The organism is Candidatus Dechloromonas phosphoritropha, from assembly GCA_016722705.1.
GTDB classification, from domain to species: Bacteria; Pseudomonadota; Gammaproteobacteria; order Burkholderiales; family Rhodocyclaceae; genus Azonexus; species Azonexus phosphoritrophus.
In genome coordinates this window covers 1101777-1124256 of sequence record JADKGN010000004.1, presented here as the reverse complement: position 1 = coordinate 1124256, position 22480 = coordinate 1101777, and the positions used below count along the sequence as shown (strand labels likewise).

Annotated in this window: 16 protein-coding genes, 1 tRNA gene and 6 pseudogenes; 14 read left to right on the top strand and 9 right to left on the bottom strand. The window is 61.3% G+C overall.

The annotated features are described in order from the left end of the window. Positions 1 to 10: 10 nt before the first annotated feature. Positions 11 to 268 carry a YfhL family 4Fe-4S dicluster ferredoxin gene (locus IPP03_11155; GenBank protein ID MBL0353176.1) on the top strand — a complete coding sequence of 86 codons (258 nt, stop codon included), beginning with the start codon at positions 11 to 13 and terminating at the stop codon, positions 266 to 268. A gap of 60 nt (positions 269 to 328) precedes the next feature. Here IPP03_11155 and IPP03_11150 read toward each other — a convergent pair whose 3' ends face one another. Together IPP03_11150 and mutM are read right to left on the bottom strand one after the other, a co-directional pair. Next, positions 329 to 2275 carry a dynamin family protein gene (locus IPP03_11150; protein ID MBL0353175.1) on the bottom strand — a complete coding sequence of 649 codons (1947 nt, stop codon included), beginning with the start codon at positions 2273 to 2275 and terminating at the stop codon, positions 329 to 331. Positions 2276 to 2338: 63 nt separating this feature from the next. Continuing rightward, positions 2339 to 3163 (bottom strand): bifunctional DNA-formamidopyrimidine glycosylase/DNA-(apurinic or apyrimidinic site) lyase, encoded by an 825-nt coding sequence (gene mutM / locus IPP03_11145; GenBank protein MBL0353174.1) that lies wholly within the window; start codon positions 3161 to 3163, stop codon positions 2339 to 2341. An 89-nt stretch (positions 3164 to 3252) separates the two neighbouring features. Here mutM and IPP03_11140 point away from each other — a divergent pair, with 89 nt between their 5' ends. The 8 genes from IPP03_11140 (at position 3253) to ychF (ending at position 10048) form a co-directional block, all read left to right on the top strand. After that, a complete protein-coding gene (locus IPP03_11140) occupies positions 3253 to 5007 on the top strand; it encodes a tetratricopeptide repeat protein (GenBank protein ID MBL0353173.1) in 1755 nt (584 codons plus the stop codon). Continuing rightward, positions 5004 to 5576 (top strand): outer membrane lipoprotein LolB, encoded by a 573-nt coding sequence (locus tag IPP03_11135; GenBank protein MBL0353172.1) that lies wholly within the window; start codon positions 5004 to 5006, stop codon positions 5574 to 5576. The genes IPP03_11140 and IPP03_11135 overlap by 4 nt, the downstream gene beginning before the upstream one ends. Further along, positions 5573 to 6418 (top strand): 4-(cytidine 5'-diphospho)-2-C-methyl-D-erythritol kinase, encoded by an 846-nt coding sequence (gene ispE, locus IPP03_11130; GenBank protein ID MBL0353171.1) that lies wholly within the window; start codon positions 5573 to 5575, stop codon positions 6416 to 6418. The genes IPP03_11135 and ispE overlap by 4 nt, the downstream gene beginning before the upstream one ends. Before the next feature lie 77 nt (positions 6419 to 6495). Next, positions 6496 to 6572, top strand: a tRNA-Gln gene (locus IPP03_11125). Positions 6573 to 6659: 87 nt separating this feature from the next. After that, on the top strand, positions 6660 to 7610 hold the full coding sequence (locus IPP03_11120) for a ribose-phosphate pyrophosphokinase (GenBank protein ID MBL0353170.1): 951 nt from the start codon (positions 6660 to 6662) through the stop codon (positions 7608 to 7610). A 55-nt stretch (positions 7611 to 7665) separates the two neighbouring features. After that, positions 7666 to 8295, top strand: a complete 630-nt coding sequence (locus IPP03_11115) for a 50S ribosomal protein L25/general stress protein Ctc (GenBank protein ID MBL0353169.1) — start codon at positions 7666 to 7668, stop codon at positions 8293 to 8295. Positions 8296 to 8368: 73 nt separating this feature from the next. Next, positions 8369 to 8947 (top strand): aminoacyl-tRNA hydrolase, encoded by a 579-nt coding sequence (gene pth, locus IPP03_11110; protein MBL0353168.1) that lies wholly within the window; start codon positions 8369 to 8371, stop codon positions 8945 to 8947. 9 nt (positions 8948 to 8956) lie between these two features. After that, a complete protein-coding gene (gene ychF / locus IPP03_11105) occupies positions 8957 to 10048 on the top strand; it encodes a redox-regulated ATPase YchF (protein ID MBL0353167.1) in 1092 nt (363 codons plus the stop codon). 279 nt (positions 10049 to 10327) lie between these two features. On the opposite strand, the pseudogene IPP03_11100 reads toward ychF, so the two are convergent. Continuing rightward, a pseudogene (locus IPP03_11100) lies at positions 10328 to 10567 on the bottom strand (ATP-binding protein). A 13-nt stretch (positions 10568 to 10580) separates the two neighbouring features. Continuing rightward, positions 10581 to 11810 (bottom strand): annotated as a pseudogene (locus IPP03_11095) (transposase). Between the two features lie 115 nt (positions 11811 to 11925). Between IPP03_11095 and IPP03_11090 the strand changes: the two are divergent. Both IPP03_11090 and IPP03_11085 read left to right on the top strand, forming a co-directional pair. Continuing rightward, positions 11926 to 13284 (top strand): annotated as a pseudogene (locus tag IPP03_11090) (IS4 family transposase). 89 nt (positions 13285 to 13373) lie between these two features. After that, positions 13374 to 14503, top strand: a protein-coding gene (locus tag IPP03_11085; GenBank protein MBL0353166.1) for an IS3 family transposase whose coding sequence is annotated in 2 segments (ribosomal slippage) — positions 13374 to 13623 and positions 13623 to 14503 — 1131 coding nt in all. Because the reading frame shifts where the segments join, the coding sequence is not laid out codon by codon here. A 172-nt stretch (positions 14504 to 14675) separates the two neighbouring features. Here the strand turns inward: IPP03_11085 and IPP03_11080 are convergent. Both IPP03_11080 and IPP03_11075 read right to left on the bottom strand, forming a co-directional pair. Further along, positions 14676 to 15032 (bottom strand): annotated as a pseudogene (locus IPP03_11080) (transposase). Between the two features lie 121 nt (positions 15033 to 15153). Further along, positions 15154 to 16686, bottom strand: coding sequence for a MarR family transcriptional regulator (locus IPP03_11075; GenBank protein ID MBL0353165.1), 1533 nt, complete (start codon positions 16684 to 16686; stop codon positions 15154 to 15156). Between the two features lie 221 nt (positions 16687 to 16907). On the opposite strand from IPP03_11075, the pseudogene IPP03_11070 reads away from it, so the two are divergent. Then, positions 16908 to 17822 (top strand): annotated as a pseudogene (locus IPP03_11070) (transposase). Next, a pseudogene (locus IPP03_11065) lies at positions 17817 to 19534 on the top strand (IS1634 family transposase). Before IPP03_11070 ends, IPP03_11065 begins: the two co-directional pseudogenes overlap by 6 nt. Positions 19535 to 19642: 108 nt before the next feature. Here IPP03_11065 and IPP03_11060 read toward each other — a convergent pair. Continuing rightward, the gene (locus IPP03_11060; protein MBL0353164.1) at positions 19643 to 20500 is read right to left on the bottom strand and encodes an SPFH/Band 7/PHB domain protein; all 858 of its coding nucleotides are present in this window, start codon (positions 20498 to 20500) and stop codon (positions 19643 to 19645) included. An 18-nt stretch (positions 20501 to 20518) separates the two neighbouring features. Beyond that, positions 20519 to 20959, bottom strand: a complete 441-nt coding sequence (locus IPP03_11055) for an NfeD family protein (GenBank protein MBL0353163.1) — start codon at positions 20957 to 20959, stop codon at positions 20519 to 20521. Positions 20960 to 21067: 108 nt separating this feature from the next. Here IPP03_11055 and IPP03_11050 point away from each other — a divergent pair, with 108 nt between their 5' ends. After that, on the top strand, positions 21068 to 21964 hold the full coding sequence (locus IPP03_11050; protein MBL0353162.1) for an AEC family transporter: 897 nt from the start codon (positions 21068 to 21070) through the stop codon (positions 21962 to 21964). Here IPP03_11050 and IPP03_11045 read toward each other — a convergent pair. Then, positions 21961 to 22416, bottom strand: a complete 456-nt coding sequence (locus IPP03_11045; GenBank protein ID MBL0353161.1) for a hypothetical protein — start codon at positions 22414 to 22416, stop codon at positions 21961 to 21963. The two genes, IPP03_11050 and IPP03_11045, sit on opposite strands and share 4 nt — an antisense overlap. Positions 22417 to 22480: the final 64 nt, after the last annotated feature.

Genomic DNA, 22480 nt, shown 5'->3' with positions numbered 1-22480 from the left:
AAGAACGGCAATGTCCTTGCTCATCACCGACGAATGCATCAACTGCGACGTCTGCGAACCCGAATGCCCGAACGAGGCAATTTCTCAGGGTTCGGAAATCTACGAGATCGACCCCAATAAATGCACCGAGTGCGTCGGGCACTACGATGAGCCGCAGTGCGTGCAGGTCTGCCCGGTCGATTGCATCCCCAAGGATCCGGCGCATGTCGAAAGCGAAGACATGCTCTGGGTCAAGTACGAAAAGCTGACCGGCAACAAGCGCTCCTGAATTTGGCTCATAGGAACCCGAAGTTTTCGGGTTCCTTGTTATTGGCCCTGGTGGCAGGAATCAGGCGGCTTTGAGCCGAGCCTCCTGCGGCAATAGCAGTTCGTGCACCCGGCCGACCACGTCTTCCAGGGCATGGATCTGCCGCAACAGATCCTCCTCAATGCTTTCCAGCTCGCGGATGCGGTCTTCCAGCGTATCCGTCGCCTGGTGGATGCGCTTTATGCTTTCGAGGCGTCGCTTGAGCTGGATCTGGTGCTCGCGAACCTGGGTTTCCATCGGCGCCATGATCGCTCGCAGCCAGGTTTCGGCATCCTTGTTGGCTCGCTCGAAGGCTCGCCGTACCTGCACAGCGACCTCTTCGAAGAATTTTTGCGTGAGGTGTTTCTTGTCGGTGGTAAGCAGGCTGCGCATCGAGTTGAGGTGGCTGTCACACCAGGCTTCCAGGCGATCCAGTTCCTTTTCGCAGTGCAGCAGCGAAAAGGATGCCAGCGTGCCGAGCTTGAGGCCATGCTCGACCAAAAACTTCTTGTATATCGCCTCCATCATGTTCTGAATTTCGCCGATTTCGCCGGTCGACCGCGCCAGTGCGTAACGCGAGCGGCCGAAAAAATGGCCCATCGCCTCGGAAAGTGTCCGCGAAAAATTCGCCTCGACCATGGCCGTTCGGGTTTCGTAGGTCAAATGACGCAGCGCATCGAGGCCGAGATGGCCGAACAGATTGTTGGTCAGCGACGAAAAGACGCTGCGAACCGCGTAGTAGCGCTGCAGGCCGGACTCGAATTCGACCTTTTCGGCACGTACCTTGCCCATCATGTACTCGACAACGCCCTTGTTCTTGCCGCGCAGTTCGGTCAGTTCAGTCAGTTGCTCGCGCAACCCCGCAAGTCGCGACTCGAGCAGGCCGCGTACGCGCAGACTGACTTCGCCGAATTCGCTCTCGGTATTGTCGCGGACAATGTCTTGTTTGGCGGGAATCAGCTCCCCGGACAGCGCTGCCTCGAGGATCGGCAGGCGGCTCCGCTCAAGCAACGCCGCGTCGCCATGGATCTTGGCGACCAGCCCCTTCTGCGCCGACACCGGAAAAACCTGGCGCTCCGGCAAGTCGAGAATGGCCGCGCAGGAAGCTACCTGGCGGCCGATCTCGCCCTCGATCTCGGCTTTTGTCTTCAGTTCGTCCCACTGGCCGTCGATCTTGTTCAGCACGACCACGCGGCCGCGCTTGGCGCTGCCGCCGGAATTGATGTGTTCCCGCCAGATGGTCAGGTCCGACTGCGTTACCCCGGTATCGGCGGCGAGAATGAAGAGAACGGCGTGCGCGTTGGGCAGCAGCGACAGGGTCAGTTCCGGTTCGGCGCCGATGGCATTGAGGCCTGGCGTGTCGAGGATGACCAGACCCTGCTTGAGCAGCGGATGCGGAAAGTTGATCACCGCATGGCGCCAGCGTGGCACCTCGACCAGGCCGTCCGCGCCAATCCGGTAAAGTTCGCTCGCCGCGTCGCCGACCTCGAAGCCGAGGCGTCCGGCTTCCTCCGGTGAGACCCTGATGGTTTCGCTGACATGACGCAGCCCCTCCTGCATCACTTCCGCCGACTCGATATCGAGCGGGATCGCGAACCACTCCTTCGGGTAACGCCGGTATTCGCCCACGCTGGCATTGGTGGCCCGTGTCTGGATCGGCAGCAACTCGATACACGGCGCCTTTTGGGGGTCGTAGAGAAGTTCGGTCGGGCACATGGTCGTGCGTCCGGCCGACGACGGCAGGATGCGGTTGCCGAAGTCGGCGAAGAAGATGGCGTTGATCAGTTCCGACTTGCCGCGCGAGAACTCGGCGACGAACGCCACGTTCAGGCGATCCTCGCGCAGGCGCTCGAGAAGCTGGGATAGCCGCAGATCGGTCTGCGCGTCCGACAGGTCATTCTCCGACAACCAGCCCTGGAACTCGCGAACGTTGACAGACAGGCGCGAGCGCCACTCGGTATAAGCGGCAATCTGAAGAGCAAGTGTCATGATGGTCACCGATAGCGGTATAGGCCGCAATCTATCACGAAAACATGGACTTGCGTGCCATTGTCAATATTGGCAGGAAGGACAGTAGAAGGTCGACCTGCCGCCCTGGCGAACCTGGTGGATGACACCCGCACAGCGGCGACAGGGCTCGCCGGCGCGGCCGTAGACCGCGCATTCGACCTGAAAGCATCCGGCACCACCATCGCTGTGCACATAATCGCGAATGCTGCTGCCGCCCGCCGCGATGGCGTCGGTGAGCGTCTGGCGGATCGCCGCTACCAGCCGCCCATAGCGTTCGCGGCTGATCCGGTTGGCCGCGTGCAAGGGCGAAATGCCGGCGTGGAACAGACTCTCGGCGGCATAGATGTTGCCGATGCCGACCACCAGATGGCTGTCCATCAGCACCGGCTTGATCGGCCCGGCGCGCCGCCGCGTCGCGGCGAACAGCCAGTCGCCGGTAAATTCGTCGGTCAGCGGCTCGATGCCGAGCGCCGCCAGCAGCGGATGGGGCACTTCGCCCACGGCCTGCCACAGTACGACGCCGAACCGCCTGGGGTCGGCCAGGCGCAGCGTCTGGCGCGCAAAGAGTATGTCGACGTGGTCGTGTTTGCCCGGAGTCTTGTCGTTCGCCACAAAGCGCAGGTTTCCCGACATCCCGAGATGGATGATCAGGCAGCCGTCCTCCACGCCGCCGCGGCAGTCGAGCAACAGGTACTTGCCGCGCCGCCTTACCGCGACTACCTGTTGTCCCGCGAGAGTGTCGCCAAGCGTCGCCGGCAGCGGCAGACGCAGGCGTGGCGAGCGCGCAATGGCGCCGAGAATCCGCTCCCCGGTGAGCTCGGGCTGGAGCCCGCGCCGACAGACCTCGACCTCCGGTAGTTCCGGCATGGCTTGTTCCTCCGGGCAAACCCAAATAACATCGCAAACTTATTGAATTGTAAGCGCTCTAAAGCGTGACCCCTGACTGAAAGTAGCGCATGTCCAAGAAGTTGATTGTCACAGTACTTGCCCTGGCCCTCGCCGGGCCGATTCATGCCGCCGGCGAAGAAGTGGTCAGTGGGCCGGCCAAGGAACCCGCGAAGGTTCCGGCGAAAAGTCTGGCGAAAAGTCCGGCCAAGAAGCGGGTGACCGCTCAGTACGTGGGTGAGGATGTCCTCGCCCGCGCCGTCTTCCAGTCTTTGGTCGGCGAACTCGCGCTCAAGCGTGGGGATACCGAACTGGGCATCAGCGCCTGGGTCGATCTCGCCCGGCGCACCCGCGATCCGGCGGTGATCGCGCGCGCAATCGAGGTGACGGCAGCGAGCAGGCAGAACGAACTGGCGCTCGATCTGGCCCGTCTCTGGTTGCAGGTCGAACCCGACTCGATCAGGGCGCGCCAGACCGAATCCTCGCTGCTGGTCCTTGCCAACCGTATCGACGACCTCGGGCCGCAACTCGCCAGCCTGCTCGCTCAGGACCAGGAAAATCTCGCCAACAATCTGATGCATCTGAACAGCATGCTGAGCCGGCATGGCGACAAGAAGGCCGTGCAACGCCTGATAGACCGTGTCGCGACTCCCTACGGCGACCTCCCGGAAGCACGCTTCGCCATGGGTCTGGCCGCCGCCAATGCCGATGACCTGATGCATGCCCAAGGGGAATTCCAGAAGGCGCTGGAGCAGCGCCCAGATTGGGAGGGCGCCGAACTCGCCTACGCGCAGTTGCTGGCCAGGACGTCGGTGGCGAGCGCGCTCGAGAGTCTCGACGAATTCCTCGTGCGCAAGCCGGATGCCCGCGATGTCCGCCTGGCGCTCGCCCGCCTGCTGATCAGCGAACGGCGGTACACCGAAGCGCGGGTGCAGTTCGCCATTCTGCTCAAGGGTGCACCGGATAATCCCGATGTTATTTATCCGGTGGCCATGCTGGCGCTGCAGCAGGGTGACATCGACAGCGCGCGAACCCAGCTCACGCGGCTCCTGAGTTCCGATTTTGCCGACGTGAGCACCGTCCATTTCTTTCTCGGCCAGATCGAGGACGAACAGAAGAATCCCGAGCTTGCCCTCGAGCATTTCCGTCAGGTCACTACCGGCAACCAGTACATCCCGGCCCGCGGGCGCGCCGCGCAGATATTGCTGCAGCAGGGCAAGCCGGAAGAAGCGCGCGCGCTGCTACGGGCCACGCAGACCGGTTCCGAGGCCGAGAAAACCCAGTTGATCCTGGCCGAAGCCCAGCTCTTGCGTGAAGCGGGCCGCGGTGACGAAAGCTACGCCTGGCTCGAAGCCGCGCTGGCAAAGCAGCCTGAAAATCCCGAGCTGCTCTACGAAACGGCGCTCTCCGCCGAACGCCAGGGCAAACCGCAGGTTCTCGAAAAACACCTGCGCCACCTGCTCAAGCTTAAACCGGAGCACGCCCATGCCCTCAACGCGCTGGGCTACTCGTTCGCCGAGCGCAACATGCGTCTTGATGAGGCAAAGAAGCTGATTACCCGCGCGCTCGCGCTCGCGCCCGAAGACCCCTTCATCATGGACAGTATGGGCTGGGTTCTTTTCCGTCAGGGCAAGTTGCCCGAGGCGCTCAAGACCCTCGAGACCGCCTATGGCATCAAGGCCGACCCCGAAATCGCCGTGCATATCGGCGAGGTACTGTGGACACTGGGACGCAAGGATGAGGCATCGCGCTTCATGATGGAGGCGGCGAGAAAATTTCCCGATAGCGAGATTCTGGCCGGCGCCCTGAAAAAATTCCAGCCTTGATGTTTCGCATTGGAGCATTGCTCGCCTGCGGCCTGCTGGTCGCTTGCGCCAGCGCTCCTCCTGGGCTGCGGGCGCCGCGCGACGAGATCAGTAATTTTGCCTTCGAGGCCCGCTTCGCGTTACGCGTCAGCCTGCCGGACGAACCGCCGGAAAGTTCCGGCGGTCGACTCGAATGGGAGCACGGAAATGGCAACGACCGCATCCTGATTTCCAGCCCGCTTGGTGTCGGTGTGGCCGAAATCGACGTCGGCCCGGTCCGCGGGCGCCTGCGCACCGCCGACGGTCAACTCCGGGAATCCGCCGACGCCGATGCGCTGATGGAAGAAGTCACCGGCCAGCGCCTGCCGGTCCGCCAGTTGCCGGGCTGGCTGCTCGGTCGCGGCGGCGCCACTGCCAATGTCTCCAGCGACAGCGCGGGTCGCCCGACCCGCCTGGTCGATGCTGGCTGGCAGATCGACTTCTCCTACCCTGACGACAACCCAGGTGCGCTGCCCACGCTCGTCAGCCTGAGGCGCGGCGATGAAATAGAAATCCGCCTGCGCATCGAAGAGTGGAGGGTGGCGCAGTGAGTCGCTGGGGCTGGGACAGTTCGTGGCCAGCGCCGGCCAAACTCAACCTGTTCCTGCACGTGGTCGGCCGCCGTCCCGACGGCTACCATTTGCTGCAAACCGTCTTTCGCTTCATCGACCGCGCCGACACACTGCAGTTCGCACCGCGTGACGATGGCGACATCTTCCTCGCGACGCCGACTCCGGGTGTTGAGGTGGCGAACAATCTCACCGTTCGTGCCGCCCGCCTGCTGCAGCAGGCGACCGGCTGCCATCAGGGGGCGACGATCCGCTTGGGCAAGAATCTGCCGCTGGGGGGCGGTCTCGGCGGCGGTAGTTCCGATGCGGCGACCGTCCTGCTTGCGCTCAATCACTTGTGGCAAACGGGGCTTGCACGGACTGAACTGGAGAGGCTCGGGCTAGGACTTGGCGCCGACGTTCCCGTTTTCATTCATGGCCGTAATGCGTTTGCCGAGGGTATCGGCGAGGCCTTCAGCGATGTCGAATTGCCGCCGGCAACCTATCTCGTGCTGCATCCCGCGGTCAACGTGGCTACCGCGGTCATTTTCGGCGCACCGGAATTGCGTCGCGACACCCCGCCCATCCGCCCGGCGGACTGGCGGCATGGGACAGGCCACAACGATCTCGAACCCGTCGCATGCACCAGATTCGCGGAGGTTGCCGGACATCTGGCATGGCTCAGGCGGCATGCGCCCCAGGCCATGATGACCGGGTCGGGGGCCTGCGTCTTTGCCGGGTTTGCCGATCCGGCGAAGGCGGCGGCGGTCTTTCGCCAAATTCCGCACGGCATGAAGGGCTGGCTGGCTGCCGGTCTAACCGAACATCCATTGGCCTCTCTCTGACAAAGCGCTGGATTTTCGTCTGCGACTGCTGTAACATCCGCGCCTCGTTCGCACGCGAACCCGTGCAGACGACCCGCTGGGGAGTCGCCAAGTTGGTCAAGGCACCGGATTTTGATTCCGGCATTCGAAGGTTCGAATCCTTCTTCCCCAGCCAGCTTTCTTCGGGCAGGTCATGAGCCTGCCCGAATTTCATTTTGGCGGGCAGGGGCTTGCGGAAAATGCCCGAAGGGAAGTGAAGCAAATGGCCTACAACAGCTTAATGGTCTTCACCGGCAACGCCAATCCGAAACTGGCGGCCGCCGTGGCGTGCGAACTCAGCGTCGATCTGGGTCGCGCCGAAGTCGGGCGCTTCTCGGATGGCGAACTGCGCGTCGAACTGCAGGAGCATGTGCGCGGCCGTGACATCTTCGTCCTGCAGTCAACCTGCGCACCCTGCAACGACAACCTGATGGAACTGCTGGTCATGGTCGACGCGCTTAAGCGCGCCTCGGCCGGCCGCATCACCGCCACCATCCCTTATTTCGGGTATGCCCGCCAGGATCGCCGCTCGCGCTCGTCGCGTGTCCCGATCGCCGCCAAGCTGGTTGCCAACATGCTCGTCGCTTCCGGCATCGACCGCGTCCTGACCATGGACCTCCACGCCGAACAGATCCAGGGATTCTTCGACATCCCGGTAGACAACATCTACTCGCTGCCCATCCTGCTCGATGACATCCACAAGCAGACTTACGAGAATCCGATGGTCGTTTCCCCTGACCACGGCGGCGTCGTGCGCGCCCGTTCGCTGGCCAAGCGGCTCGAATGCGACCTCGCAATCATCGACAAGCGCCGCCCGAAGGCCAATGTCTCGGAAGTCATGAACATCATCGGCGAGGTCGACGGCCGCACCTGCATCATCATGGATGACATGGTCGACACCGCCGGCACACTGTGCAAGGCCGCCACCGCGCTGAAGGCCGAAGGCGCCAGGCAGGTCGTCGCCTACTGCACCCACCCGGTGCTTTCCGGTTCGGCCGTCGACCGCGTCAATCGCTCGGACCTCGACGCACTGGTCGTCACCGATACCATTCCGCTGCGCGACGACGCATCCGCATCGCCGCGCATCCGCCAGCTCTCCGTGGCGGAAATCATGGCCGAAACCATCCGCCGCATCAGCAACGACGACTCTGTTTCGTCGCTGTTCATCGACTAATTTTTTTCAACCCTCCCGTTCTGGTCGCGGATCGGGAATACTCAGGAGCAATACGATGAAATTTGAAATCAACGCGCAAGCGCGCACGCTGCAGGGATCGGGTGCGAGCCGCCGCCTGCGTCGTGCTGGCAAGGTACCGGGAATCATGTACGGTGGCGAAGCTGCCTCGCAGGCAATCGAACTCGACCACAACGACCTGCTGCTCGACCTGAAAAAGGAGGCATTTCGCGCCTCGATCCTGGTCGTCGCGGTCGACGGCAAGAAGCAGCAGGTTTTGCTGCGTGACATCCAGATGCATGCCTTCAAGCCGCAGATCCTGCACGTGGATTTCCAGCGTGTGAGCGCCACCGAGGAAGTGCACATCATGGTGCCACTGCACTTCATCAACGAAGACGAAGCGCCGGGCGTCAAGCTCTCAGGCGGCCTGGTCAACCGCGTGCTGTCCGAAGTGGAAATCCTCTGTCTGCCCAAGGATCTGCCCGCGTTCATCGAAGTCGATGTCGGCGCCCTTGAGGTTGGTGAGAACATCCTCGTTTCCGAACTCAAGCTGCCGAAGGGCGTCAAGCTGACTCAGCATTACGAAGACGACGCGCTCGTCGTCGGCATCGTCAACAAGAGTGGTGGCGGCGAGGACGGCGAGGAAGGTGAAGAAGGCGAAGCGGCCGAAGGCGAAGCAGCCGCCTGACCGTTTCGTACACCGCGCTGCAAATGGCCGCCGCAGGCAACATGCCCCCGGCGGCCATTTCATTTGGTAAGCGATGACTCCACCACGCCTGATCGTCGGCCTCGGCAACCACGGACCGCAATACGAAATTACCCGGCACAACGCCGGTTTCTGGTTGGTCGACCATCTGGCCGACAAGCTGAAAGTTGCGCTCGCGCCGCAGGCCCGGTTTTTCGGCAAGGCGGCCCGAGCCGGCGACCTGTGGCTGCTCGAACCGACCACCTTCATGAACCGCTCAGGGCAATCGGTTGCCGCGCTGGCCAATTTCTACAAGATTCCCGCAGCCGAGATTCTCGTCATCCACGACGATCTCGACCTGCCGCCGGGCGGCATCCGCCTCAAGCAGGGCGGCGGCAACGGCGGCCACAACGGCCTCAGGGACATCCAGGCCCGGCTCGGCACGCCGGATTTCTGGCGGCTGCGCCTCGGCATCGGCCACCCGCGCACGCTGAACCTGACGCAACAGGTCGTCGACTTCGTCCTGCACCCGCCGCGCAAGGAAGAACTGACGGATATCGAACACGCGCTGGCGCGCTGCCTGCTGGCCTGGCCCAGGATCGCTGCCGGAGACTATGCCGGCGCCCAACAACAATTGCACGGCAACGCCGTCTAAGGAAAACAAATGTCATTGAAATGCGGCATCGTCGGTCTGCCCAACGTCGGCAAGTCCACCCTCTTCAACGCCCTGACCAAAGCGGGCATAGACGCCGCCAACTACCCATTCTGCACCATAGAGCCCAACGTTGGCATCGTCGAGGTGCCCGACCCGCGTCTCGCCCAGCTGTCGGTCATCGTCAAGCCACAGAAGGTACAACCGGCCATCGTCGAATTCGTGGACATTGCTGGCCTCGTCGCCGGCGCCTCGAAGGGCGAAGGTCTCGGCAACCAGTTCCTCGCCAACATCCGCGAAACCGACGCTGTCGTGCATGTCGTCCGCTGCTTCGCCGACGACAACGTCGTCCACGTTTCCGGCGGCGTCGATCCGATTCGTGACATCGAGGTCATCGACACCGAACTGGCGCTCGCCGACATGGCCACCGTCGACAAGGCGCTCAACCGCTACCGCCGCCCGGCCAGCGCCGGCGACAAGGACGCCAAAATTCTCGTCACCGTCCTTGAGAAATGCTTCGCCCAGCTCGATCAGGCCAGGCCGGTGCGCGGCCTCGACCTGTCGAAGGAAGAATGGGCCAGCCTCAAGCCCTTCTGCCTGATCACCGCCAAGCCCGTGCTCTACGTCGCCAACGTTGCCGAGAACGGCTTCAAGGACAACCCGCTGGTCGACGCGGTGCGCGCCCATGCCGCCGCCGAGAAGGCCGAGGTGGTCACCGTCTGCGCCGCCATCGAATCCGAGATCGCCGACCTCGATGATGAGGAAAAGCAGATGTTCCTCGCCGACCTCGGCCTTGACGAACCCGGCCTCGACCGCCTGATCCACGCCGGCTACAAGCTGCTTGGCCTTGCCACCTACTTCACGGCCGGCGTCAAGGAAGTTCGCGCGTGGACCATCCACCAAGGCAATACCGCACCGCAGGCAGCGGGCGTCATCCACACCGATTTCGAACGCGGCTTCATCCGCGCCCAGACCATCGCCTTCGACGACTTCATCGCCTGCAAGGGCGAAGCCGGCGCCAAGGAAGCCGGCAAGATGCGCGCCGAAGGCAAGGAATACGTCGTCAAGGACGGCGATGTGCTGAACTTCCTGTTTAACGTCTAATCTGTCTATTGGGCTCTTGTTGCGTATTCCGACGAATCTGGACAGCGATTCCGAGCCAAACTGGACACGCATTCTGGAGCAAACTGGACAGTCGGAGCGTAGCGACGCGGGGTTTCAGGGTTTTACTCTGTAGATGTCATGGGGGTCAAGTTTTTGTCGCGCCATATAGAGTTATCCACGGTCGGCCGGCAGACTGCGCTCCTTCTATAGCAGGCTGGCTGGCGGCCGGCGGTGGGTAACTCGGTAAGCGTGTGCGGGGGCACATGGGGTGGCCTCGGGTCATTCCGGTTTGCTCCTTTTGCGCAGCGATTCGCCATCAGGGTTGAGGCTATGTGCCTGATGCACCAAACGGTCGAGAATCGCATCCGCCAGCGTCGGGTCACCGATGGCCTCATGCCAATGTTTGACCGGCAACTGGCTGGTGATGATGGTGGCGCGGGTGCCGTGCCGGTCATCGAAGATTTCGAGCAAGTCACGCCGGCTTTCATCGGTCAGTGGTGCCAGCCCCCAGTCATCAACCTAAAAACCGCAGTTACCCGATTCCATTCGCATGATTCTCAAGAAATTGGTGGGCGAGAGGTGGTCCGACACCGGCTAGAACGCGCTTGAGATGATCGCAGACGAGTTGCCAGAGGGATGTCACATTCAACTGCTCCGCAGCAGAGGTGACCCAGCCCTGAAGCAAAGCAGAGACACGCATCAGAGCTTCCCGTGCCTTGCCGAAATGGGCGTGCAAACCGGTCAGCGTGATCGTTGTCTGGCCTGCATGCTCGGTCTTGCGTCCAACCGACGACATCAACCATGGCCGGCTGGTGATGGCTTCGCGGCGCGCTCCGGAATTGGCCAAACGTACGAACAGACTCCACCAGTTGTCCCACAGGGACTTCCTTTGGTCGTAGATCAGCGCTACCGCACGGGACGAGAGCTGGCAGCGATGCAGGTCATGCGTGGTGAAGCCGCCCCAGCCCCACTGGTTCTTCAGTTCGTCAAAGGTGTTTTCGGCATCCGCACGGTCACGGTAGAGTTGGCCCAGGCTGAGAATCTCATAGGCGGTATTGGTGACCAATACCGAATACTCATAGCCGGTGATTTGTTTGCCGGTCTTCCGGTTCGCCTCGACAAAGCCCAGCAGTTGCTGGCCGCTGTCTTCCTGGGCAACCACGATCTCACCCTTGAGTGGGCGGCGCAGAACCACCACGCGCCTTGAGGCCTCCCAGCCGGCGAGCTTCAGTTCGCCGTCCTTGCCTTCCCAGCCCTGACCGGCATCTGTCCAACCGGCTTCACGGAACAGGCGCCCGATGTGGCGTTTGACGTTCTTCGAGAGCTTGAGTTTGAACAGGTAAGGCTGTTCGCGCTCTTCCAGCGCCGCCATCAGTGGATCGTTGCCGAAGGCGCAGTCGCCCCGCACCAGCTTCGGCTTCTTCGGCGCAGGCAGGTCATCAAGGATCTTCAGCAGCCCCGCCTGAGTATGTTTGGCTGCGTGTTCGTTGCCGGCATGGACCTTGACGCCCAGTACCAGGCGAGTAGCTGCCATGAGGTAGGTGTGATAGCTGTGAGAGGGGCGGCCCGGCTTTGTCGGGTTGTAGGAAACGATGGCGCCTTCCTGATGACCGTAGAGCGGTTTGACGGTGGCGTCGGTGTCGAGAATCCAGCCAGCATCCAGCAGTGGGACGACGCTGTCGGCAAGGTGCCGATCCAGCCAAGCTGTGCCTTCGACTTCCGGGATGCGCTTCAGAGCATTGCGCAGTGCGTCCTCAGAGACGAATGGCACTTACTTAACGTTCAACTCTTTGATGCAAATGATGAAACAGGCTGGATCGACGCGTGATAAGTTGGCGTCGCCAAATACCCAACCCGCCCACGATGAGCCAGCCCAAATGCATCCTATCCGCAGTACACGCGCACAGCAACACCGAACGGTCAAGGCCCACGCTGCCCAGAGCGACGCCTATGCGTTTTTCAACCTGTTGATGGGGCCGGAATTGTTCGATGCCGTGGAATCTGAACTGCCGCCCCACCGAGAAAGGCAATATCCCCCGACGGAGACGTTGTCGATGTTTCTGGCCCAAGCGCTGAGCACCGATCGTTCCTGCCAGAAGGCAGTCAATGACCGTGCGGTCAAATGCCTGGTTGGCGGCCTGGTGCCGGGCAGCACCCACACGGGCGCCTATTGCCGGGCGCGAAAGCGCTTGCCTTTGAAGATGCTCAGTACACTGGCGTGCCACGTGGGGCAAAGAGTCGCCACGCAGGCGCCGACAGCTTGGCATTGGCGGGGTCGTCCCGTCCGTCTGGTGGACGGGACGACCGTCGTAATGCCCGACACCTCAGACAATCAGGTCGTCTACCCGCAACCGACGAGCCAGAAGCCGGGACTGGGTTTCCCGCAGTGCCGGATCGTTGGGCTCGTTTGTTTGGGTAGCGGGGCGGTCCTCAATGCCACGACCGGCTCCTGTCGGGGCAAGGGCAGCGATGAGCAGTCGTTGCTGCGTTCGATATTCGATTCTCTGGAGCAGGGTGATTTACTGTTGGGCGACGCCTTCTACGCCACCTACTTTCTCCTCTGCTCATTGCGCGAGCGGTGCATTGATGCGGTGTTTGAACAAAATGGCGCGCGGCAACGCACCACCGATTTTTGCCGAGGTCGGCTGTTGGGGCAGCGCGATCATCTGATCGTGCTGCCAAAACCCGCCAGCAAACCCGACTGGATGCCTCAGGCCGACTACGATCAGGCCCCCGAGAGTCTGACCGTACGCGAGCTTCGGGTCGGTGGCAAGACACGGGTGACGACATTGCTTTGCCCAAAACAAACCGACAAGACTGCCTTGAAATCGCTCTATCGGGATCGCTGGCACGTTGAACTCGATCTGCGCAACATCAAGACCACGCTCGGCATGGAACGACTGAGTTGCCTGACGCCTGCGATGGCGATCAAGGAAATCTGGGTCTATCTGCTCGCCTACAATCTGATTCGCTTAATGATGGCTCAGGCTGCGATGCTCTCCCACAGATTGCCGCGCCAACTGAGCTTCAAGCATACCGTGCAAATCTGGCTCGCCTGGGCACCCTTTGCGAGCCGCAGCCATCACGACATACACAGCGAACTATTCGTTTTAATCGCCCAACAACAGGTCGGTAACCGACCGGGCCGGATCGAGCCTCGCGCCGTCAAACGACGACCTAAACCCTATCCAATGCTCACCAAACCACGTAATCTCGCCAAAGCTATCGTCATGAAAAGAGCCGGCCCCGGAATTTCGGACAGAGGGATAAGTGATAGCCTTGCTCAATCGCAGGCCGCGTAGCGGCCGAAATGAGGAGCAAGAAGATGACGAGAAGGAAGCGGCGGAATCACTCGCCGGAGTTCAAGGCGAAGGTGGCGATGGCGGCCATCAAGGGCGACAAGACGCTGGCCGAGATGGCGCAGCAGTTCGATGTTCACCCCAACCAGATTACCGACTGGAAGACACAGTTGATGGAGCGTTCGTCAGTCGTGTTTGGCGACACGGACGCCAAGGAGAAAGGCCCGGACATTCTGGCCATGGAAGCAAAGATTGGTCGCCTGAGTCTGGAAAATGATTTTTTAGAAGGCGCGCTCACCAAGGCGGGACTGCTGAGCGCAAGACGATGATTGACCGCAGCCACACCCTGCCGGTAGTCCGGCAATGCCGGATTCTCGGGCTTGCCCGGTCGACCGCCTACTACACCCCGGAACCTGTCTCGTCCGCCGATCTGGCGCTGATGCGCCGCATCGATGAATTGCATCTGGAGCACCCGTTCGCTGGCAGCCGGATGCTGCGCGATCTGCTGCGCCTGGAAGGCCATACGATCGGACGCAAGCATGTGCGGACATTGATGCGGAAGATGGGCGTTGAAGCGCTCTATCGGAAGCCGAACCTCTCCAAACGGCATGATGCCCACCTGATCCATCCCTATCTGCTCAGGGACCTGGTCATCGACCGCCCCAATCAGGTTTGGGCCACCGACATCACGTACATTCCGATGCGCCGGGGCTTCGTCTATCTGGTCGCCGTTATCGACTGGTGCAGCCGGAAAGTCCTCTCCTGGCGGTTATCCAACACGCTGACCACGGATTTCTGTCTGGAGGCGGTCAGCGAAGCCATCTTGCATTTCGGCAAGCCGGATATCTTCAACACCGATCAGGGTAGCCAGTTCACCAGCAGCGATTTCACCGGGTTGCTGAAGGATAACGGAATCCGGATCAGCATGGATGGCAAGGGCTGCTGGCGTGACAACGTCTTTGTCGAACGACTCTGGAAAAGCGTCAAGTACGAGGAGGTCTATCTCAAGGCTTACGACACGGTGGCCGATGCCAAGGCCAACCTGGGGCGCTACCTGGATTTCTACAACGCCCGCCGACCGCATCAAACCCTTGACGGTAAAATGCCGGATACGGTCCACGTCGAAAACCTGCCAAAAGAGACGTTCGCAGCATGACCACCGCGTTACCCACCGCGCCGTCAGCCTACGGTCTAAACGGACCTTCGGCCGCCGTCACCGTGGATAACGCTACCCCGCAGGGCTCCACCTATCTCCGTGGAAAAACTGTCCAAGTAAACGGGACCAGCTCTAAAAATGGACATCCCAAAAAGCTTAAGTAAGTGCCATTCTCCTCAGAGACGACTTTGCGCATACCCAGTAAGCCTGGGTTGACGCCGTCGCAACGGATGGCGGTGACGTGAGCATAGCGCTTGTGGCCAGATAGCACTGACAGCGTCCAGATGCCCAGTACGTCCGCTTTGCTCGGCGCATTCGGGCTGGTGTATGTCAGTGGACAGCTTTCCAGCCAACGCGACCATAGCCCGGTGAGTGTGAGAAATTCGATGAAGTAAGCCAATTGCCCCAGCGGGGTGGCTGCGCTTTCGGCTTCCCAGCGCATCTGCACTCGGCCCGCTACGGTTTGCACTCCCGAACAGGACAAAAGCCTTTCTTCGTGTTTCTGCTGCTTCAGTTTTGACTCACCCATTGGGTGACTCCTCATCTCGTTCGCAAAACTACAGTCTGCTCGGCTTCTGGCCAGTTTGCACTGGGGCAACTCAGGTTTTTAGTCACTAACCAGTTCAATCATCACAAATCATGAGAAGAATTCAGGATGCGCAAGCCATGGTTGGCACTATGTTGAAGCGGGTCAATGAGCAGGCCGCAGCGACGACTGAACGTCCCAATCGAGTGAGGTAGTAGCGATAGGTATGAGTGACTTTCTTGATCAAGCCGAGCGTACGCAGTCGGGCAAGTTGGCGCGACATGGCGGACGGAGTGAGCTTCAGATAGCTGAGAAGATCGGCACGACGCCAACCGTGAATGTTGAACTCGCCGCGTTGCATGGTTTGCAGCAAGGCTTTCTCGGCAGGATCAAAGAAGTTCACCCCTTTGACACCGGGAGCCGCCCCCAACCGTGGCATGCTCAATCGCTCCAAGTCACGCTCGCCGGCACTGGGGTCATCGAGGCTGGAGAGGAACGCCAGGTAACGTTGGTTGCAGCCGAGCAGGATGTCGCGCAGGTCGATCAGGCTATAGATTGTCTTCTTCAGGGGCGCCAATTCTCGGGTGGCGTGCCTGTCCTTGTGTTCCACCTTGCGGTGGTGTTTGAAGAAACTCACGTCATTGACGGTCGTTTCGACCCGCAGTACGCGGGAGAATTTGTCATACACCTTGACGCCAGCGGCGCCCATGGTGTGCTTGATGCAGCGCCCCTCGATACGGGTGGACAACCGGGAACCGATCTCCTGGGCCAGTTGTGGCGTGACTTTCTTGCCCAGAAAGCTGGAGACGCGTTCTGCGTTGGCGGCCAAGACCGCTTGGCGCGAAATGGCGTCATACAGTGGAACCAATATCTGCTCACTGCGAAACATCAGGTCGGTGGAGTATTCGACTTGGCGCAAGCTCCAGTGATACGAGGATCCAAAGACGTCAAGCACTGGGCACAACCACTGCGCATAGCGATCCAGTCGCGGGTGAAGTACGTCGGGACTGAACGCATCCGCCAGCGCCTGCGCCTGCGCGATGTCGGCGACACGCAGGAAGGCGTTGTCCTGCTGGAGGAAGTCGATCCTTTCTCGCGTCAGAGTTCTTGCCAGAGCGCTGTGACCATTACAGTAGAACTGCAACCCGAACGGTGCCCACGTCGGCACACGCAGGTAGCACAACCCCAGTTCCTCGTCGATGAAATAGAAGTAGTAGTGCAGGCACTTGCCTTGATCGGGGCGCAGGAAAGTCTTGCCACTGCCTTTGTCATGCCACGGTTTGTAGCTCGGACAGGCTTCCATGGCCGAGAGTACATGCACCAAACCCGGTGCGTCGCCGCGACCGGCGAGCACTCGCGCGACCAACTCTTCCTTGCGAATATGGCTTTTGCTGACGTGCTCGATTTCAATACCCGCCGCCAGACACACCTCCTGCGCACGCTCACGAATGCGATCTCGCAGCGGCTCGGCAAATCGCGGGTAGTCGAATACCCGAATTCCGTGCGTGTACAAATAACTCGTCATTCCTGCCGCGTAGCACGCACCAGGCAGCGTGCCGGTGATAATGATCCGGTCAAAGCACGAAAGCACGCCATGCATGTTCGTCGCGTATCGTTCCGCCAGAGCCATCGCCAACATGATCGCCTCCTCGGTCATTCGTCAGCCTTCTATCGTAATACCTGTTTGGTTCCGGCTCGTCCGGCTTAGGATTATTTAACCCATGTTTAACAACCTCCCCCCGATTTTGCCCTGATTTCGCCCCATGACGCCCCGCAAACCCGCATGGTTACGTGGGGTGGGGCTGGAGATCATTTTGTAGTGCCATAATATTTGTCAGTAGCCGATCCAAACCCCTTGACTCGCGCTATCCTTGGCGCATGTTCATCCGCCGCACCGCCACCCGTCGTTCCGCCTCCGGCGAGGTCTACCACACCTACCGCCTGGTCGAGAGCCGCCGCGAGGGCGGACGCGTCCGCCAGGTCACCCTCCTCAACCTTGGTTCCCACTTCGACCTCGCCGAGGACCTCTGGCCCAGCCTCTGCGCCCGCCTGAGCCAACTGCTCGGCCAGCAGGAGTCGCTCCTCAGCGTGGACCGGCTCGAGGAGGTCGAGACGATTGCCCAGGCCCTGTTTGCGCAACATCTGGTCCGCGCCCCGGCTCCCGCCGAGAGCCCGGCATTCGTCGAGGTCGATGTGCACTCCCTCGAACTCACCCAGCCGCGTTCGGTGGGCGTCGAGCATGTAGGACTCGCCGCTCTGGCGCAACTGGAGTTCGAGCCCCTGCTGGCTTCGCTGGGGATCAACGCCGTGACCCGCGCCATGATCCTGGCGCAGGTGGTGGCGCGCATGGCCGCGCCCGCTTCGGAGCTGACCACCTGGGGCTGGCTGAACGAGACCAGCGCCTTGGGCGAACTCCGGGACCTCTCGCTTTCGGACCTGTCGATCATGCGCCTGTACCGCGCCGCCGATGTGCTGATGAGGCATCGGGAGGCTATCGAGACCTCGCTCTTCAACTGGGTCCAGGACCTCTTCGGCCTGGAGACGACGGTCACCTTGTACGACCTGACCAACACCTATTTCGCGGGCGTCGAGGCGGGCAATCCCAAGGCCCGGCGCGGCCATTCGAAGGAGAAGCGCAGCGACTGTCCGGTCTTGACCCTGGGCCTGATGCTCGATGTCAGTGGATTTGTGCGCCGCTCGCAGGTCTTCGCCGGTAACGCGGTGGAGTGCCGCACGCTGGCGGGGATACTCGGCGGGCTGTCGGCGTCGCCGGGCGCCTTGGTGGTGATGGATCGGGGCATCGCTACCGAGGAGAATCTCGCCTGGTTGCGCGAGCATGGCTACCGTTACCTCCAGCTGGTCGAAGTCTTTCGTGACGATGCTGGCAAGGCCAAACCTCGCACGCGGGTTACCCTTGGCCGGCTTGATCAACTGACTGACCGTCTCGACTCGGTGATTTCCGGGCTACTGAAAGTGACCGGTCGCCCGGATTTCCTGAATGCCTCGTTGCCGCCGGTTGTGTTTAAAACGGCACGGGCGCTCGGCAACGTCTGGGCGCTGAACGAGATGTGGGAATCGTTGGGCTTTGGCGAGTTGCGCCGGGTCTTTCGCAAAACGCGCCACAGCACCGACATCGAGGCCATGATCTGGGTGATGGTCTTCAATCGGCTGTGCGACCCAGACTCAAAGCTGGGCTTCTTGCGCTGGCTGGAAACGGTCGCGATGCCAGGGATTGAAGCCAACTCGATCACCCATCAGCATCTGCTGCGCAGCATGGATGCCCTGATCGATCATCAAGCCGAGGTCAATGGCATCGTCGCGGGTCTGCTGCGCCCGTTGATCGATCAGGATCTGTCGGTGGTCTTCTACGACATGACGACGATTCGGGCTGAGGGACACGCCACCCAAGAGGGCGAGGTCCGCCGGTTCGGCATGGCCAAGGAAGGCCTGATTGCCCGTCAGTTCATGCTCGGCATCGTACAAACCGGGGAGGGGCTGCCGATCTATCACGAGGTGTTTGCCGGCAACAGGGCGGAATCGCCGACCTTGTTGCCGACGCTGAAGACGGTGCTGGAACGCTTTCCCTCGATTCGCCGCGTGGGTGCTGGTCGCCGACCGGGGCTTGCTCGCGCTGGAGAATCGCGATGCGCTGTGCGAAATTCGCCTGGCAAGCGGTGCGCCGCTGGAGTTCGTGTTGGTGGTACCGGGGCGTCGCTACAGCGAATTCACCGAGCTGTTGCGCCCCCTCCATGATCAGCACTGCACCCCGGCTGAAGGAGAGGCGATCGGCGAATTGCCGTGGCGGAATCTGCGCCTGATCATCGCCCACAACCCGGCGGTCGCCCGGGCGGCGCAGATGCTGCGCCGGGAACGAATTCATGCCTTGGAAGAACAAGCGGCGGCCTGGCTGGGCAAGCTGGATGCCAGGGTGAGCGTACGCGGCAAGAGGCTCTCGGATAGTGGCGCCAAGGCACGGCTCTATCACGCCGTGAAGGACGCGCACCTGGCGCACATCTTGCGGGTTGCTCTCAAGAACGCGCTATTTGCTTATGACATCAATCAGGATGCGCTTGCCTTGGCGGAACTGATGGGTGGCAAGTTGTTGCTGGTGACCAATACGCCCGATTTGTCGGCCAATAATGTGGTCGACCGCTACAAGTCGCTGGCTGACATCGAGCGCGGCTTTCGGGTGCTGAAGTCCGAGATTGAAATCGGCCCGGTGTTTCATCGTTTGCCTGAACGCATCGAGGCGTACGCCCAGCCTTTGCTTCATCGCGCTGATTCTCTATCGCATCATGCGCCAACGCCTCCACGCCGCCGACAGTGAGCTGTCGCCGGAACGCGCATTGGCCGAGTTGCAGAAGCTTCAGCAGCATCAAATCCGCATCAATCAGGCCGCGCAACCGGTCAGTGGCATCTCTCGCTTCTCGGAAACCCACAACCGCGTCTTCGCTGACCTGAACCTGAAAAAACCGCCTCAACCACAGCAGCTATCCCTCTTGTAGTCCACGTTCTTGAACTCGCGTTTATAACAATCAACCACTTACGCGTTTAACTGTCGAACTCGGGCATTCTCTGTCTGACTACGTCCGCTGAGGGTCGATTTGAGCTAGTCACCCCTTGACCCGCCCGAACAGCCCGCGCACCGCTTCCTGCAAGTCGGCCGGCAGGACGACGACCTTGGCGCTGTCCTTCTCGCCCATGCGTTCGAGGGCGTGGATGTATTTTTCGCCCAGCATGTAGGACATCGGCCCGGTCTGCTCGCCGATTGCGGCGGTAATGCGGCGGATTGCCTCGGCCGAAGCTTCGGCCAGCATGACCTGCGAATTGGCGTCGCGTTTGGCCGACTCCAGTCGCGCCTCGGCTTCGAGGATGGCCGCCTGCTTGGCACCTTCGGCCCGGATCACCACGGCCTTGCGCTCACGTTCGGCGGCGGCCTGCATTTCCATGGCTTTCTGCATTGATTGCGAGGGCTTGATGTCCTGGATTTCAACCGATTTGACGGTCAAACCCCAATCAACTGCCTCATCGGCGATGCTCTCGCGTAGCCTGGCCTTGATCTTGTCGCGCGACGAGAGCGCCTCGTCGAGTTCCATTTCGCCGACGATCGAACGCAGCGTCGTCATGATCAGATTGCGGATCGCCTCGGAGAAATCGGTAATGCCGTAGACCGCCTTGACCGGATCAGTGACCTTGATGAAGGCGATGGCGTTGGTCAGGATCACCGCGTTGTCGCGGGTGATGACTTCCTGCTCCTGGACGTCGAGGATGATGTCCTTGGTCACCAGTTGGTAGGCGACCTTGTCGAGATAGGGGATGACGATGTTGAGGCCGGGCTTCAGCGTGCTGTGATACTTGCCGAGGCGCTCGACGATCCACTCCATGCCCTGCGGTACGATGCGCACCCCCTTGGCGACGGTGACGATGACGAAGACGAGAATCGCCGCGGTGACAATCAAGCCAGAATCCATACTCATCTCTTCAATTCCCTATGTTTTGCTGATTTTCAGAAAACTGCCTTCGACGGCCACGACCTTGACCCGCTCGCCGGCCGCGATCGCCGTATCGGCCGTGCAAACCCACTCCTCGGAGCCGAGCAGCGGCCGTTGAAAGCGCGCCTTACCGCGCTGGAACGGGGCGACTGGAGTGACGAGAATGCCGATTTCGCCGATTACGTCGCCGTCCGCCGTGCCCGCCCTGGTTTTTACGAAGCTCTGCTTGAAAATGCGGAACCACAGGAAGACCATGGCCAGAGACGCCAGCGTCCAGGTCGCCAGTTGCGCCGTTAGTGACAAATCAAAGGCGAGCGTCAGCAGGCCGACGAATAGCGCGCCGAGGCCGAACCAGACGATGAAGAACGACGGAATGAGTAATTCGGCAAGCACCAGCACGATGCCGCCAACGATCCAGTGCCACCATTCGGGGTGCATTTTTATCTCCTTGATGCGGCGAGTATTTCGGGTTTGTGCGGCAGGGTCAAGGTGGAATGTGGTTTTTACGTATATCTGGCGGTTGACCGCAGGACTTAAAATCCGCCCATGAATACCGCCCTCCAGTTGCTGCCCGATTTCGCGCTGATCCTGCTCGGTGTCGGAATCCGGCGCTGGATGCATCTCGGCGACCATTTCTGGACCGGCGTCGAGAAGCTCGTTTACTTCATCCTCTTTCCGGCACTGTTGATCAACGCCATCGTCAAGACCCGTCTCGATCTGGGGGCGGCGCTGCCGCTGCTGGCGACTGCCTTCGCCGCGATGCTCGGCGGCATGCTGCTGGCGCTGTTGCCGCGTCTGGTAATCAGGATTCCACCGCTCACTTTCGCGTCGCTGTTCCAGTGCGGCTACCGCTTCAATTCCTATATCGCGCTGGCAATTGCCGGCATGCTCTACGGCGCGGTCGGGATCGCCACGATGGGGCTGATCGTTGGTGCCGCGGTGCCGCTGGCCAATCTGGTTTCAGTGTGGATGCTGGCGCGCCACGGCGAAGTCGGCCTGTGGCGCGAAGTGGCGCGCAATCCGTTGATCTGGGGCACCGCCGCCGGCTTTCTCCTGAATCTGGCCGGCTTTGTGCCGCCGCCGCCGCTCCAGGCCTTCCTCGGCCGCCTCGCCGATGCGGCGATCGCGCTGGGCCTGATCACCGTCGGCGCCGCCCTGCGTCTGAACGGATCGCAGGGCGTGCGTGGCTATTCGCTATGGCTGCTCGGCGTCAAGCTGCTCGCCTTGCCACTGATCGCGGCCAGCGTCGGCCTGCTGCTCGGCCTCGAAGCCATGAATTACCGGGTCGTCGTTTTGTTTGCCGCACTGCCGACAGCCTCGTCAGCCTACATTCTGGCGATGCGCATGGGTGGCGACGGGCGCAGTGTCGCGTGGCTGATTTCGGCGACCACGCTGGGTTCGATGCTCACGCTGCCGCTGTGGGCAGCGTGGTTGATGCGCTAGGGGGTCTCGCTGCGCTTGGCGGCGGGGTTTTCCTCGCTGCTTGTCTTTACGGCCGCTTCGGCGGCTTGTTGCATCTGGTCGCGCATCTGCTGCATCATCTGCCAGGGCCACAGCGCGGCATCGGAAAATGCACTCTTTTCCGGGTCGACCGCGGCAGGCACCTCCGCGGCTTCCGGGTTCATCGCCTTGGCCGTATTGGAGGCGAGTTGGCCCATGGCCTGGACGGCGCCGAGAGTGGTGCGCTGCATTTCGAGTCCCTGGATGGTCATCTGCAGCATCGACAGATTCATTCGCAGCCAGGCTTCGACCGCCTTCATGTCCTTGATGCGCTTGTCCAGTTCATCGACATCAAAGGTCGGCGTCACCATGCCAGGCATCGTGATTCCCATGCCACTCCACATGCTGCGCACAAAAGCCAGCGGGTCATTCAGGTTCGGGGTATTGTTGGACATGTCTCTCTCCATGGCAAAAGCGTTCTGGCATCTTAAACCACTTCGCTGGGGCACGTGACAAATT

Coding starts and splice junctions, on each gene's coding strand:
- IPP03_11075 (MBL0353165.1), bottom strand. CDS start 16,686: ATGACCGAGGAGGCGATCATGTTGGCGATGGCTCTGGCGGAACGATAC.
- mutM (MBL0353174.1), bottom strand. CDS start 3,163: ATGCCGGAACTACCGGAGGTCGAGGTCTGTCGGCGCGGGCTCCAGCCC.
- IPP03_11055 (MBL0353163.1), bottom strand. CDS start 20,959: ATGCACCCCGAATGGTGGCACTGGATCGTTGGCGGCATCGTGCTGGTG.
- IPP03_11045 (MBL0353161.1), bottom strand. CDS start 22,416: ATGTCCAACAATACCCCGAACCTGAATGACCCGCTGGCTTTTGTGCGC.
- IPP03_11060 (MBL0353164.1), bottom strand. CDS start 20,500: ATGGATTCTGGCTTGATTGTCACCGCGGCGATTCTCGTCTTCGTCATC.
- IPP03_11155 (MBL0353176.1), top strand. CDS start 11: ATGTCCTTGCTCATCACCGACGAATGCATCAACTGCGACGTCTGCGAA.
- IPP03_11120 (MBL0353170.1), top strand. CDS start 6,660: ATGGCCTACAACAGCTTAATGGTCTTCACCGGCAACGCCAATCCGAAA.
- ychF (MBL0353167.1), top strand. CDS start 8,957: ATGTCATTGAAATGCGGCATCGTCGGTCTGCCCAACGTCGGCAAGTCC.
- IPP03_11115 (MBL0353169.1), top strand. CDS start 7,666: ATGAAATTTGAAATCAACGCGCAAGCGCGCACGCTGCAGGGATCGGGT.
- IPP03_11140 (MBL0353173.1), top strand. CDS start 3,253: ATGTCCAAGAAGTTGATTGTCACAGTACTTGCCCTGGCCCTCGCCGGG.
- IPP03_11150 (MBL0353175.1), bottom strand. CDS start 2,275: ATGACACTTGCTCTTCAGATTGCCGCTTATACCGAGTGGCGCTCGCGC.
- pth (MBL0353168.1), top strand. CDS start 8,369: ATGACTCCACCACGCCTGATCGTCGGCCTCGGCAACCACGGACCGCAA.
- IPP03_11050 (MBL0353162.1), top strand. CDS start 21,068: ATGAATACCGCCCTCCAGTTGCTGCCCGATTTCGCGCTGATCCTGCTC.